Origin of the sequence: Streptomyces sp. NPDC126510 (assembly GCF_040302345.1) — a bacterium.
Taxonomy (GTDB): Bacteria; Actinomycetota; Actinomycetes; order Streptomycetales; family Streptomycetaceae; genus Streptomyces.
This window is the reverse complement of sequence record NZ_JBEORR010000011.1, coordinates 1-12,840: the sequence shown is the minus strand read 5'-3', so window position 1 is coordinate 12,840 and position 12,840 is coordinate 1. Positions and strand designations below refer to the sequence as shown.

Annotated in this window: 10 protein-coding genes and 1 rRNA gene; 5 read left to right on the top strand and 6 right to left on the bottom strand. The window is 72.4% G+C overall.

From position 1 onward, the window contains the following. Window positions 1-270: 270 nt before the first annotated feature. From ABTX60_RS17265 to mtnA, 4 genes are all read right to left on the bottom strand, one after another. Window positions 271-2,100 carry an LpqB family beta-propeller domain-containing protein gene (locus ABTX60_RS17265; RefSeq protein WP_352097877.1) on the bottom strand — a complete coding sequence of 610 codons (1,830 nt, stop codon included), beginning with the start codon at window positions 2,098-2,100 and terminating at the stop codon, window positions 271-273. After that, on the bottom strand, window positions 2,090-4,279 hold the full coding sequence (gene mtrB, locus ABTX60_RS17260; RefSeq protein WP_352097876.1) for an MtrAB system histidine kinase MtrB: 2,190 nt from the start codon (window positions 4,277-4,279) through the stop codon (window positions 2,090-2,092). The genes ABTX60_RS17265 and mtrB overlap by 11 nt, the downstream gene beginning before the upstream one ends. 1 nt (window position 4,280) lies before the next feature. After that, window positions 4,281-4,970, bottom strand: a complete 690-nt coding sequence (gene mtrA / locus ABTX60_RS17255) for a two-component system response regulator MtrA (RefSeq protein ID WP_193478414.1) — start codon at window positions 4,968-4,970, stop codon at window positions 4,281-4,283. 208 nt (window positions 4,971-5,178) lie between these two features. Next, window positions 5,179-6,327 carry an S-methyl-5-thioribose-1-phosphate isomerase gene (gene mtnA, locus ABTX60_RS17250; RefSeq protein WP_352097875.1) on the bottom strand — a complete coding sequence of 383 codons (1,149 nt, stop codon included), beginning with the start codon at window positions 6,325-6,327 and terminating at the stop codon, window positions 5,179-5,181. A 140-nt stretch (window positions 6,328-6,467) separates the two neighbouring features. Here mtnA and ABTX60_RS17245 point away from each other — a divergent pair, with 140 nt between their 5' ends. Genes ABTX60_RS17245 through ABTX60_RS17225 form a run of 5 tightly spaced genes read left to right on the top strand, consistent with a single transcriptional unit; the run spans window position 6,468 to window position 12,084 of the window. Next, window positions 6,468-7,820 (top strand): DUF7847 domain-containing protein, encoded by a 1,353-nt coding sequence (locus ABTX60_RS17245; protein WP_352097874.1) that lies wholly within the window; start codon window positions 6,468-6,470, stop codon window positions 7,818-7,820. 4 nt (window positions 7,821-7,824) lie between these two features. Then, window positions 7,825-8,592, top strand: coding sequence for a DUF4129 domain-containing protein (locus ABTX60_RS17240; RefSeq protein ID WP_352097873.1), 768 nt, complete (start codon window positions 7,825-7,827; stop codon window positions 8,590-8,592). Beyond that, window positions 8,589-9,785, top strand: a complete 1,197-nt coding sequence (locus tag ABTX60_RS17235) for a DUF4350 domain-containing protein (protein WP_352097872.1) — start codon at window positions 8,589-8,591, stop codon at window positions 9,783-9,785. The genes ABTX60_RS17240 and ABTX60_RS17235 overlap by 4 nt, the downstream gene beginning before the upstream one ends. Beyond that, entirely contained in the window at window positions 9,785-10,774 is a 990-nt protein-coding gene (locus ABTX60_RS17230) for an AAA family ATPase (protein ID WP_352098091.1), read from the top strand. The genes ABTX60_RS17235 and ABTX60_RS17230 overlap by 1 nt, the downstream gene beginning before the upstream one ends. Then, window positions 10,774-12,084, top strand: coding sequence for a DUF58 domain-containing protein (locus ABTX60_RS17225; RefSeq protein ID WP_352097871.1), 1,311 nt, complete (start codon window positions 10,774-10,776; stop codon window positions 12,082-12,084). Before ABTX60_RS17230 ends, ABTX60_RS17225 begins: the two co-directional genes overlap by 1 nt. Before the next feature lie 47 nt (window positions 12,085-12,131). On the opposite strand, the gene ABTX60_RS17220 is transcribed toward ABTX60_RS17225, so the two are convergent. Together ABTX60_RS17220 and rrf are read right to left on the bottom strand one after the other, a co-directional pair. Beyond that, window positions 12,132-12,473: a hypothetical protein gene (locus tag ABTX60_RS17220; RefSeq protein WP_352097870.1), complete on the bottom strand. Its 342-nt coding sequence runs from the start codon at window positions 12,471-12,473 to the stop codon at window positions 12,132-12,134. Between the two features lie 92 nt (window positions 12,474-12,565). After that, window positions 12,566-12,682: ribosomal RNA gene (gene rrf, locus ABTX60_RS17215) — 5S ribosomal RNA — on the bottom strand. Window positions 12,683-12,840 lie beyond the last annotated feature (158 nt).

Below are 12,840 nucleotides of genomic sequence, written 5' to 3'. Positions count from 1 at the left end.
CCGACACGGGCCCAGCCCCGCCACCCCTGTGGACAACCGCCTGTGGACAACCAACCGCCCGGCCACCTGCGCGTCCCCCACACGAGTGACAACCCTCAGGAATCACACACGGGCCCGGTCAGAGGGCCGCCATCGACAAACCGGGTACGGGCGTCCCCCTCAGAGGCACAAGCGACCCCGGACACGCCGACGGCCGCCCCCGACGAGACCGACCTCGTCAGCAGCGGCCGCCCACACTCCGGTCACGCCTCCCACCGGAGCGGCCACGCCTCACCCCGGATAGACCGGCGCCGTCCCCTCCGTCACCTTCTGCCACTGCTCACCCGACGGCAGCCGGACGATGCCGTCCACCGAGTACGCCACCAGCGGCAGCTGGTCGTCCTCGGCGGCGGTGACCTCCTTGACCCCGGTCAGGGCCGCGGGGGCCGGGACGTCCGGCGTGGAGCCGTCGACCTGGACGTACCGCATCTGCTCCACCCCGCCGTGCTCGCGCCCGACCACCACGAGCCGGCTGTCCCCGGCCCACGACATGGTGGTGACCTCCTCCAACTCCGGTGTCGCGGAGCGCAGTTCGGCCACGCTGACGGCGGGCTTCGCGCCCGGCCTCTCGTCCCGCTCGATCAGCCCCACGAGCAGGGTCTTCTTGCCGCCCTTCTCCACGACCAGCGCGATCCGCACCCCGTCGGCGGCCACCCGCACGGACTGGATCCGTCCGCCCAGGTTCGGCATGCGCACCTCCACCGGGTCGCCCTTGCCCTCCTGGAAGAGGACCAGACGGGGATGGTCGGGGTCGCGGTCGGCCACCCACAAGCCGTCGTCCGCGTCCCAGCTCGGGGTCGTCAGCCGGTCCTTCTCGGCACGGCCCTGACTGCGCAGCACCGGCTCGCCCAGGGAACCGCCCGAGACCAGCGATCCCACGTACAGCGACTTGCCGTCGAGGCTGACCCCGGCCGCGGTGTGCTCGTCACGCGAGACCGCCACGGACCGCAGCGCCGTCTCGCCCTCGCCGAGCGCTCCGGGCGCCGGGTCCGGCTTCGTGCCGCTGTTGCCCGCGGGGATCCGTACGAGCCGGTGCTCGCCGTCCACCAAGTACAGGTAGTCGGGGTGTCGCGCCGAGCTCCTGGTCGCAGTCGCGTCGGCCTCGCTCTGGGTGAGCGTGCACAGCTCCGACCCGCCGGCCCGCAGCCCCACCTCGTCAACTGCCGGGCTGAGGTTCCGCAGCGTGAGCAGGATCTGGGCGGCCATCTCCTCGCACCGGTTCGCTCCGATGCCCGCGGCCTTGTCGTTGAGCGGGACCGTCAGCATGTTCCGGTCGTCCGGCGTCAGCGTGTCGGCGTCCTTCGCCAGGGCCGTACCGGTGGGGAAGCTCGACCTGACCACCGGCCCGAGCCACCGCGTGGGCCCCTTGAGCAGGGAGCTCACCACCTGCGTCATGGGCTCCACGCGCCGGCGCACGTAGACGGGGTCGGCGACCGCGGTGGGCTGCGCGTTCGACCCGGTGGCGGAGGTGTTCGAAGCGAAGAAGTACTTGCTGACGGACATGTAGTTGCGCTGGAAGTCCGACTCGCCCATGACGACGCCCTGCGGCAACGCGTCGATGCGCCACTGCCGCTTGGCGTCCTGCGTCAGGTGCACGCTCCTGCCGTACGCCCCGGTGGCCGGTGCGTACGCCTGCTGCGCGTCGACGGTGGCGACCTTCGTGCCGGTCAGCAGGTACGAGATCTCGCCGGTGGCCTCCCCGCCGCCCCCCGCCTCGGGCTTGGCGCCCGGCCCGTCGGTCAGCACCGTGGCGGACGCCTCGGGCCGCCATGTCTTCGCGGCCTGGCCTGTCAGGTACTGACGAGCGGTCTTGTAATGCGGATCGTCGCTGGTGAGCGCCTCCAGGAAGCCCTGCACGATCTCCGAGGGCGGCGCGTCCTCCCCCGGCGGCACGGCGAACACCCGCACCTGCGTCTCCTGGCGGGGGGTGGACTCCACGCCCCTCAGATCCCCGCTGTCCGGCATCGAGGCACACCCCGCCAGCACCAGGACGCCACCGGCGGCGTACGCCATCACGCGCGCGGGCCTGTGCCGGCCGCGCCCGTCGCGGTCAGCGCCCACGAGATGCCTCCCCTTCCCTGTCCACGTCCCCCCGCTCGGCCTCCCGGCCACCAGGGCCCGCGGAGCCGTTGTCCTCGTCCCGCGGCCCGTTCGGCGCCGGGTCCCGCCCGGTCCGGCCGCCGGCATCCCCGTCGCGCCCGGTCCCCTCCCGGCCGCTCGGGCCCGCGCCGGTGCCCGACTGCTCCGCCTCCGCCGCTTCGTCGGGCGGTCGCGTGCCCGAGGCGGGCCTGGGCACCACGCGCGAACCGTTGCCCGGCAGTGCCGTCGGGTCCGCCGTCGGAGCGACACGCGGGGGTATCGGGTCCCGCTTCGACCCCTGCTGCACCGGTCCGCTCACCGGCTGCGCCGGTACGGTCGCCCGCTTCTCGCCGTCCCCGCCGGACGGCAGTCCGGCGTCGTCGAGACCCCGGTTGCGCCGGGAGTCCTTGGGCTCCAGCGGTATCGGGGAGCCCCGCAGCGGCTCGTCGGCCGTCCTGGGCAGCGTCAGCCGGAACTGCGAGCCGCCGCCCGGCTCGCCCCACGCCTGCAGCCAGCCGCCGTGCAGCCGCGCGTCCTCCAGGGCGATGGACAGCCCCAGACCCGTACCACCCGTGGTACGCGCGCGTGCCGGGTCGGCCCGCCAGAAGCGGCTGAACACACGGGTCGCCTCACCCGGCTTGAGCCCGACCCCGTAGTCCCGTACCGCCACCGCGACCGCACCGCCCGCCGCGGCGAGCTTGACGACGACGTCCCTGCCCTCGCCGTGCTCGACGGCGTTGACGACGAGATTGCGCAGCACGCGCTCCACGCGCCGGGCATCGGCCTCCGCCACGACCGGCTGCTGGTCACCGCGGATCCGGATCCGGGTGCCCTTGCGCTCGGCCAGCGGTTCGGCCCCGCTGACCACCCGCCGTACGACGTCCCTGAGGTCTATCGGCTCCGCCTCGAGCGCCGCGGCGCCCGCGTCGAACCGGCTGATCTCCAGCAGGTCCGCGAGCAGCGACTCGAACCGGTCCAGCTGGTCGGCCAGCAGCTCCGCCGACCGCGCGGTGATCGGGTCGAAGTCCTCCCGCGCCTCATGGATGACGTCAGCGGCCATCCGTACGGTCGTCAGCGGCGTACGCAGCTCGTGCGACACGTCCGACACGAACCGGCGCTGCATCCGCGACAGGTCCTCCAGCTGGCTGATCTTCAACTGCAGGTTCTGCGCCATCTTGTTGAAGGCCTCACCGAGCCGCGCGATGTCGTCCTCGCCGGTGACCTTCATACGTTCCTGGAGCCGCCCGGCCGACAGCCGCTCGGCGATCCCGGCCGCCATCCGCACCGGCGTGACGACCTGCCGCACGACGAGCCACGCGATGGCCCCGAGCAGGACGACGACGAACAGCCCGGCCGTCGCCAGCGTGCCCTTGACCAGGCTCAGCGACTTCTCCTCCTGGGTCAGCGGGAAGAGGTAGTACAGCTGGTACGGCTCGCCGTTGGGGTCGTTGACCTGCTTGCCGATGACAAGGCCCGGCTGGGAGTCCTGGGCCTCGTTGTTGTAGACGATGCGCGTGTAGCTCTGCGCGGCCGTCGTATTGCTGCCGATCCGCTCACGCAGGTCGGCGGGCACGCTCTTGCTCCAGTTCACCTCGCCCGAGGCACGCGGTCCGCGCCCGCCGGTGCCGTCCGCGTCGGAGGCCGGGAGCGTGACCACGTCGAAGGCGCCCTGACCGCCGCTGGACAGGGACGACACGAGGTCGCTCATCCACTGGATGACGTTCTGCGCGGGCCGGCCGTCCGCCGTGGCGACATCGTCGCCCGTGCCGCTCGCCGCCTCGTCGGCCCGCTGCTTGGCCACCGCGAACCCGCCCGTGGCCTGGCTCTGGGACGCCTTCACCTTGGCGTCCAGCAGGCCGTTGCGCACCTGCCCGATGACGACGAAACCCAGCAGCAGCACCACGCCCAGCGACATCAGCAGGGTCGTGACGACGACCTTGAGCTGGATGTTGCGCCGCCACAGCCGCATGACGGGCAGCAGCGGCCGGCGCACCCACCGCATGAACAGGCGGATGACCGGGCTGCCCTGCATTCCGCCCTGGAGCAGCAGCCCGCTCTCCAGGAACCGCCCCCAGCGGGAGCCGGACCTCTTCCGCCCGACAGGCCGCTCCGGGCGGGCCCCGGACCGGCCGGGCGCCGAAGCGGCACTGTCGCCGGACATGTCAGCTCGGCCCTGCCTTGTACCCGACGCCACGGACGGTCACCACGATCTCCGGCTTCTCCGGATCCTTCTCGACCTTGGAGCGCAGCCGCTGCACATGGACGTTGACCAGCCGCGTGTCCGCCGCGTGCCGATAGCCCCAGACCTGCTCGAGCAGCACCTCGCGCGTGAACACCTGCCACGGCTTGCGCGCGAGCGCGACCAGCAGGTCGAACTCCAGCGGCGTCAGCGCGATCGACTGACCCTCCCGCTTCACGGAGTGCCCCGCCACGTCGATGACCAGGTCACCGATGGCGAGCTGCTCCGGAGCGGGCTCCTCCGACCTCCTGAGCCGCGCCCGGATCCGGGCCACCAGCTCCTTCGGCTTGAACGGCTTCACGATGTAGTCGTCGGCACCCGATTCCAGGCCCACGACCACGTCGACGGTGTCGCTCTTCGCCGTCAGCATCACGATCGGCACGCCCGACTCCGCCCGGATCAGACGGCACACCTCGATGCCGTCCCGGCCGGGCAGCATCAGATCGAGCAGCACCAGATCGGGCTTGGCCTCACGGAACGCGGCCAGCGCCTTGTCACCGTCGGCCACGAACGACGGCTCGAAACCCTCACCACGCAGCACAATGCCGAGCATCTCGGCCAGTGCGGTGTCGTCGTCGACGACAAGGACTCGTCCCTTCATAAACGACATCATCCCATTCTCATAACAGTGGTGAAGGCAGTGGTGAGGTAGTCACCCGGCCAGTGACCATAGTCGCAGCAAGCGCTACTGTCTGCCCTCGCCCGGCCGCGGATGATCAGACCCCGGTCGCCGCCCGCTCCGCGTCCGGGCCCGGACGCGGGGAAAAGGGTGCCGGAGCCCTTTCCGCCCCGCACACCCTCCGTGACCCCTGAGCGCCCGCTCAGCCCGCGGCCACTCCTCGGGAGCGCGCACACACCTCCGCGAGTGCCTCAGCCGTCACAGGTGAAACGGCACCCTCCTCCGTGACGATCGCCGTCACCAGCTCGGCCGGAGTCACGTCGAACGCCGGGTTGTACGCCTGCGTCCCCAGCGGGGCCACCGGAATCCCCCCGCCCGCCTCCGTGCCGGCCACCGGCACCTGGGGCGCCGTCACCTCGGTCACCTCGTGCCCGGGACGCTGCTCCACCTCGACGGACGCCCCGTCCGCCGTGTCCAGATCCACCGTCGTCACCGGGGCCACCACGATGAACGGCACATGGTGGTACCGCGCCAGCACCGCCAGCGGATAGCTCCCGACCTTGTTCGCCACCGAACCGTCCGCCGTGATGCGGTCCGCCCCGATCAGCACCGCGTCCACCTCGCCCGCAGCGAACAGCGACCCCGCCGCGTTGTCGGTGAGCAGCGTGTACGCCATCCCGCTGCGAGCCGCCTCGTACGCCGTCAGCCGAGCGCCCTGCAGCAACGGCCGCGTCTCGTCCACCCACAGCCGCCGCAGCCGCCCCGTCCGGTGCGCCGCGAGCGCCACCGCGAACGCCGTCCCCTCGCCACCCGACACCAGCGAACCGGTGTTGCAGTGGGTGAGGATCCGATGCCCGCCACCGGGCAGCAGCTCGTCGAGCAGCGCCAGCCCGTGCTCGGCCATCCGGCCGCTGGCCTCGGCGTCCTCCCGGTGCAGCTGCCGCGCCGCGGCCAGCGCCGCCGCGGCCGCCTGCCGGACGTCACCGCCCTTGGCGAGCGCCGCCTCGTGCGCAGACCGCGCCCGGCGCACACCCACGGCCAGGTTCACCGCGGTGGGCCGGGCACCCGCCAGCGCGGCCGCCGCCTCATCCACGTCGAAACCCCGCACGGCGGCGAGCGCGACACCGTACGCCCCCGCGATGCCGAGCAGCGGCGCCCCCCGCACCGCCAGCGAGCGGATCGCCTCGACGAGCGCGGACGCATCCGTACAGACCAGTTCGACCTCCTCGGCCGGAAGCCTCGTCTGGTCCAGCAGGACCAGAACGGGGCCCTCCGGTGGCTCTTCCCAGCGGATCGCCGGGATCTCGGTCGGCCGCTTGTCATCGCCGCTGTGCGCGTACTGATCAGCCATGCCGTCAGTCTGCCCCCTATCGAGCGGACAATTGAAGGTACGCAGCCCATACCGCGGCCGGTCACTCCAAGACCACCCCATGGCACGATGGCTGCCAACCTGCCACCGCGACCGCGGACGGGCACCGTGAAGGAGCGACGATGAACGACACTCCGGGCTGGGCCTCGCCCGGATCCGCCCCGTCCGACGGCCCGAAGCCGGACCAGTCCGGCCCTGCTGAGCCCGCCGACCGCCCCGGCCCCGCCCAGCCCGCGGACCAGCCGGACCAGGCCCCGCAGAGCCCGGGCCCGCACTGGTCCAAGGAACAGCCACCTCCTGCCCAGTGGTCCGCCCCCAGCGGCCCGACCGCCCCCGGCCAGGCACCCCCGCCCCCGCCGCCCGGCCCGGGCTGGGGCAACCAGCCCCCCGGCGGCCACGGCCCCGCAGGCCCCGGCGGTTACGGCGGCTACCGCGCCCCCGGAGGCCACGGCGGCTGGGGAAGCGGCTGGGGCGGCCCCCCGCCCGCCGCAAAGCCGGGCGTCATCCCGCTCCGCCCGCTCGGCGTGGGCGAGATCCTCGACGGCGCGGTCTCCACCATGCGCACCTACTGGCGCACGGTCCTGGGCATCTCGCTCACCGTCGCCGTCCTCACCGAGGTCATCGTCGTCCTGTTCCAGGGCCTGGTCCTGGACGACACCAGCACCGAAGCCCTCAACGACCCCAGCGCCGACCTCAGCGAACTGAGCCGCGCCATGGGCGACGCCATGCTCAGCTCCACCGTCGTCTTCGTGATCTCCCTGGTCGGCACCGTCATCGCGACCGCCCTGCTCACCACCGTCACCAGCCGCGCCGTACTCGGCAAGCCGGTGGCCCTCGGCGAGGCCTGGCGGGACGCCCGCCCTCAGGTCCTCAAACTCTTCGGCCTCATCTGCCTGTTGCTGCTCATCACCGCCGGCGTCGTCACCGTGGGCACCCTGCCCGGCATCCTCGTCGGCGTCGCCGTGAACGGCGGAGCAGGCGTCGGACTGACCGTCCTGGGCGTCATCGGCGCCGGCATCGTCGCCCTCTGGCTGATGATCCGCTTCTCCCTCGCCTCTCCCGCCCTCATGCTGGAGAAGCAGGGCATCAAGAAGGCCATGAGCCGCTCCGCGAAGCTCGTCCAGGGCACCTGGTGGCGGATCTTCGGCATCCAGCTGCTCGCCACGCTCATCGCGAGCGTCGTCGCCTCGATCATCGTCATCCCCTTCACCCTCCTCGCCGCGGCCCTCAGCGGCGACGGCCTCACCGGCTGGCTCGACACCGGCGCCGGCGGCCTGGGCTGGACGTTCCTCATCATCAGCGGCATCGGTTCGGTGATCGGCTCCATGATCACGTTCCCGATCACGGCGGGCGTCACCGTGCTCCTCTACATCGACCAGCGCATCCGCCGCGAGGCCCTCGACCTCGAACTGGCCCGCGCCGCCGGTGTGCAGAGCTACGGCTCCACCGCCCCCGGCACCACCCCGGGGAGCTGATGCGGTGAGCCGGGCGGGGGAACTTCTCACCACGGCGCTGCCACGCGCCGGCATACGGACGCTGCTGAGCGCCGGTGACACCTCGGTCCTGTCATCGGCCCGCTCCGCGGACGAGCCACCCCTCACCATCCCGCGCGACCCCGCGCGCGAGGCGGCCCGGCGCGAGCTGTCCAAGCGGATGTACCACGAGAACGACCCCAGCCTCTTCCAGCGCGCACTCGACGCCTTCTGGGAGTGGCTCGGCAAACTCCTCAACGCCGCCTCGGACGCCACCCCCGGCGGCACACTCGGCCTGCTCGTCATCGTCCTGGCCGTCGTCGCGGTCCTGGCCGCCCTGTGGTGGCGCCTGGGCACCCCACGCCGCCAACCCACCTCGTCCGCAGCCCTGTTCGACGACCGCCCCCGCAGCGCCGCCGACCACCGCGCCGCCGCCGAGGCGCACGCCGCCCAGGGCCACTGGAGCCAGGCCGTCCAGGAACGCATGCGGGCCCTCGTCCGCGACCTCGAGGAACGCGCCCTCCTCGACGTCCGCCCCGGCCGCACCGCCGACGAAGCCGCGGCCGAAGCCGGCCGCGCCCTGCCCGCCCACACCGACCGACTGCGCACCGCGGCCCGCGACTTCGACGACGTCACATACGGCGGCCGCTCGGCGACCGAGCAGTCGTACCACCGGATCGCCGAACTCGACCGCGACCTGGAACGCACCAAACCCCAGCTCGCGACGAGCAGCGCCGCCACGGCCCCCCACGCCCACCAGGGAGCCGCCGAATGACCACCGGGGCCACCCTCACGTCCACCTCGGCCTCGCCCACCGCCCGCCAGGTGTGGACCCGCGCGCGCGGCATCGCCCTCGCCCTCGTGGTGCTCCTCGCGGGAGCGGTCGCCATCGCCGCCATCCGCTCCGACGCCCGCCACGGCGAACTCGACCCGCGCTCCGCCGATCCCTACGGCAGCCGCGCCGTCGCCGAACTCCTCGCGGACCGGGACGTGGACACCCGCGTGGTCACCACCCTCGACGAAGCGGCCGCCGCGGCCGGCCCGGACACCACCCTCCTGGTCGCCACACCCGACCTGCTGACCCCCCGTCAACAGATCCGTTTGCACAAGGCGTTCGCCGGATCCCACGGCCGCACGGTCCTGGTCGCCGCCGGCAGCGCCTCCATCGAACGGCTCGCCCCCGGTGTCACCGCCGACCCCGCCACCAGCCTCGACTCGACACTCGCCCCCGACTGCGCCCTGCCCGCCGCCCGGCGCGCCGGCACCGCCGAAACGGGCGGCGTCCGCTACTCCACCACCGACCTCGGCGCCGACGCGTGCTACCCCAGCGAGCGCCTGGCCACCCTGCTGCGCATCCCGGACCAGCGCGGGGACGGCGACACCATCGCCCTCGGCGCGCCCGACATCCTCCTCAACGACCGCCTCGACGAGCAGGGCAACGCCTCGCTCGCCCTGCAACTCCTCGGCTCGCGCCCCCATCTGGTCTGGTACCTCCCCTCGCTCTCCGACGCGTCGGCCACCGGCCCCGACGACGAACGCGGCTTCTTCGACCTGCTCCCCTCGGGCTGGCTCTGGGGCACCCTGCAGCTCTTCATCGCCGCAGCCCTGGCCGCCCTCTGGCGGGCACGCCGACTCGGCCCCCTCGTGCCCGAAAAACTCCCCGTCGCGATCCGCGCCTCCGAAACCGCCGAAGGCCGCGCCCGCCTCTACCGCAAGACCGACGCCCGCGAGCGCGCGGCCAACGCTCTTCGCTCCACCACCCGCACCCGCCTCGCCCCCCTCACAGGCGTCCCCGTCACCCAGGCGCACACGCCCGAGGCCCTGCTCCCCGCCCTGTCCGCCCATCTCCACGGCGACGGCCAGGACCTGCACGCCCTCCTCTTCGGACCACCGCCCAGCGACGACGCAGCACTCATCGCACTCGCCGACCGACTCGACGCCCTCGAAAGAGAGGTACGCCGTCCATGATGGACCCGACCACTGACAACGCCGGGAACACCGAGGCCCCGGGCACCGCCCGAGACGCCCTGGAGGCCCTGCGCGCCGAGATCGCCAAGGCCGTGGTCGGCCAGGACCCCGCCGTCACCGGCCTCGTCGTCGCCCTGCTCTGCCGCGGCCACGTCCTCCTCGAAGGCGTCCCCGGCGTCGCCAAGACCCTCCTGGTCCGCGCCCTCGCCTCCGCCCTCGAACTCGACACCAAACGCGTCCAGTTCACCCCCGACCTGATGCCCAGCGACGTCACCGGCTCCCTGGTCTACGACACCCGCAGCGCCGAGTTCTCCTTCCAGCCCGGCCCGGTCTTCACCAACCTCCTCCTCGCCGACGAGATCAACCGCACGCCCCCCAAGACCCAGTCGTCCCTCCTGGAAGCCATGGAGGAACGCCAGGTCACCGTCGACGGCACCCCCCGCCTCCTCCCCGACCCGTTCCTGGTCGCCGCGACCCAGAACCCGGTCGAGTACGAGGGCACCTACCCCCTCCCGGAAGCCCAGCTAGACCGCTTCCTCCTCAAACTGACCATCCCCCTCCCCTCCCGCCAGGACGAGATCGACGTCCTCACCCGCCACGCCGAGGGCTTCAACCCACGCGACCTCCACGCCGCCGGCGTACGCCCCGTAGCGGGTCCCGCCGACCTGGAAGCGGCCCGTGCCGCGGTCGCCAAGACGACCGTCTCCCCCGAGATCACCGCCTACGTCGTCGACATCTGCCGCGCCACCCGCGAGTCGCCGTCCCTCACCCTCGGCGTCTCCCCCCGAGGCGCCACGGCCCTTCTGGCCACGGCCCGCGCCTGGGCCTGGCTGACCGGCCGCGACTACGTCATCCCCGACGACGTGAAGGCACTCGCCCTCCCCACCCTCCGGCACCGCGTCCAACTGCGCCCGGAGGCCGAGATGGAAGGCGTGACGGCCGACTCCGTGATCAACGCGATCCTCGCCCACGTCCCCGTCCCCCGCTGATGGCACTCACCGGACGCGCCGCCCTCCTCGCGGCCCTGGGCTCCCTCCCCGTCGGCATCTGGGAGCCCAGCTGGGCGGGCATCGTGGCGGTCAACGCTCCCCTGGCCGTGGCCTGCGCCTGCGATTTCGCCCTGGCCGCCCCCGTACGCCGACTGGGTCTGACCCGCTCCGGCGACACATCCGTGCGCCTCGGCGAGACGGCGGACGTGATCCTCACCGTCACCAACCCGTCCCGCCGCCCCCTGCGCGCCCGTCTCCGCGACGCCTGGCCGCCCAGCAGCTGGCGGCCAGGCACGGAGACTACGGCCTCCCGCCACCGCCTCACGGTCCCCCCGGGCGAACGCCGCCGCGTGACCACCCGCCTGAGCCCCACCCGCCGAGGCGACCGCCAGGCCGACCGCGTCACGATCCGCTCCTACGGCCCCCTCGGTCTCTTCTCCCGCCAGGGCACCCACAGGGCCCCGTGGACGGTACGCGTCCTGCCCCCGTTCACCAGCCGCAAGCACCTGCCCTCGAAGCTGGCCCGCCTGCGCGAACTGGACGGCCGCACCAGCGTCCTCACCCGCGGCGAGGGCACGGAGTTCGACAGCCTGCGCGAGTACGTCCCCGGCGACGACACCCGTTCCATCGACTGGCGCGCCACAGCCCGCCAGACCTCGGTCGCCGTACGCACGTGGCGCCCCGAGCGCGACCGCCACATCCTGTTGGTCCTGGACACCGGCCGCACCTCGGCCGGCCGCGTGGGCGACGCACCCCGCCTCGACGCCTCGATGGACGCGGCCCTCCTCCTCGCAGCCCTCGCCTCCCGCGCCGGCGACCGAGTGGACCTCCTCGCCTACGACCGGAAAGTCCGCGCCCTCGTCCAAGGCCGCACGGCAGGCGATGTGCTTCCCGCTCTGGTCGACGCGATGGCCACGCTCGAGCCGGAGCTCGTCGAAACGAACGCCCGGGGCCTGACGGCCACCGCCCTGCGCACGTCCCCCCGCCGCTCTCTGATCGTCCTGTTCACGACCTTGGACGCGGCCCCCGTCGAAGAGGGCCTGCTCCCGGTCCTCTCGCAGCTGACCCAGCGCCATACGGTCCTGCTGGCCTCGGTGGCGGACCCGCACATCAGCGAAATGGCCAAGGCCCGGGGACATGTGGACGCCGTCTACGAGGCCGCCGCAGCCGCCCAGGCCCAGTCGGAACGCCACCGCACCGCGGAGCAACTCCGCCGCCACGGCGTCACGGTCGTCGACGCCACACCGGACGACTTGGCGCCGGCAGTGGCGGACGCGTACTTGGCCTTGAAGGCAGCCGGACGCCTCTAACAAAACCCCCCGCGTGGGTCTGCTCCCAGCCGTAGTGCCGCGCGAAGTCAAAAACCAGGCTGCGGAGGAACGTCTGATCGCACCAGGCGGACTCGCGCGGCTGGTATGCGGCCGGGCAGGTAGACGAATCCGTTGCCGTTGTCGAGGAGCAACCCCTCATCGATGCCGTCCACGGACCAGAGATCAACCGGCCCACCCGTGTTGTTGATCTGAAGGAAGAACTCCGCGTCCTCCTCGCCCCGACAGACGAAGATCCCCTCCACCTCGGGGCGGCGGCTGCCGGCGATTCCCCGTGCGGCGCCCATCCGGGTCCAATCCAGGCCATGCTGCGCGATCGACTGCCGATTGAGTACGGACGAAACGTGGAAGAGCGACGACGTATCAGACACGCCAGGAGTATAGGAGGCAGTGAGCCCCGGAAAGGGGCCCTGAAACGCAGAAAACCCCCGCATCCGAAGATGCGGGGGTTTTCCCAAAAATTGTTCGGCGGCGTCCTACTCTCCCACAGGGTCCCCCCTGCAGTACCATCGGCGCTGAAAGGCTTAGCTTCCGGGTTCGGAATGTAACCGGGCGTTTCCCTAACGCTAAAACCACCGAAACACTATGAAACTGTCAGCCGCACCACGCGTGGCAGCGTGGGGCTGTTCGTGGTTTCAGAACCAACACAGTGGACGCGAGCAACTGAGGACAAGCCCTCGGCCTATTAGTACCGGTCAACTCCACACGTTACCGTGCTTCCATATCCGGCCTATCAAC

Excerpts from the sequence above, each read along its gene's own strand:
- mtrB (WP_352097876.1), bottom strand. The coding sequence starts at position 4,279 with ATGTCCGGCGACAGTGCCGCTTCGGCGCCCGGCCGGTCCGGGGCCCGC.
- mtrA (WP_193478414.1), bottom strand. The coding sequence starts at position 4,970 with ATGATGTCGTTTATGAAGGGACGAGTCCTTGTCGTCGACGACGACACC.
- mtnA (WP_352097875.1), bottom strand. The coding sequence starts at position 6,327 with ATGGCTGATCAGTACGCGCACAGCGGCGATGACAAGCGGCCGACCGAG.
- ABTX60_RS17245 (WP_352097874.1), top strand. The coding sequence starts at position 6,468 with ATGAACGACACTCCGGGCTGGGCCTCGCCCGGATCCGCCCCGTCCGAC.
- ABTX60_RS17235 (WP_352097872.1), top strand. The coding sequence starts at position 8,589 with ATGACCACCGGGGCCACCCTCACGTCCACCTCGGCCTCGCCCACCGCC.
- ABTX60_RS17230 (WP_352098091.1), top strand. The coding sequence starts at position 9,785 with ATGGACCCGACCACTGACAACGCCGGGAACACCGAGGCCCCGGGCACC.
- ABTX60_RS17225 (WP_352097871.1), top strand. The coding sequence starts at position 10,774 with ATGGCACTCACCGGACGCGCCGCCCTCCTCGCGGCCCTGGGCTCCCTC.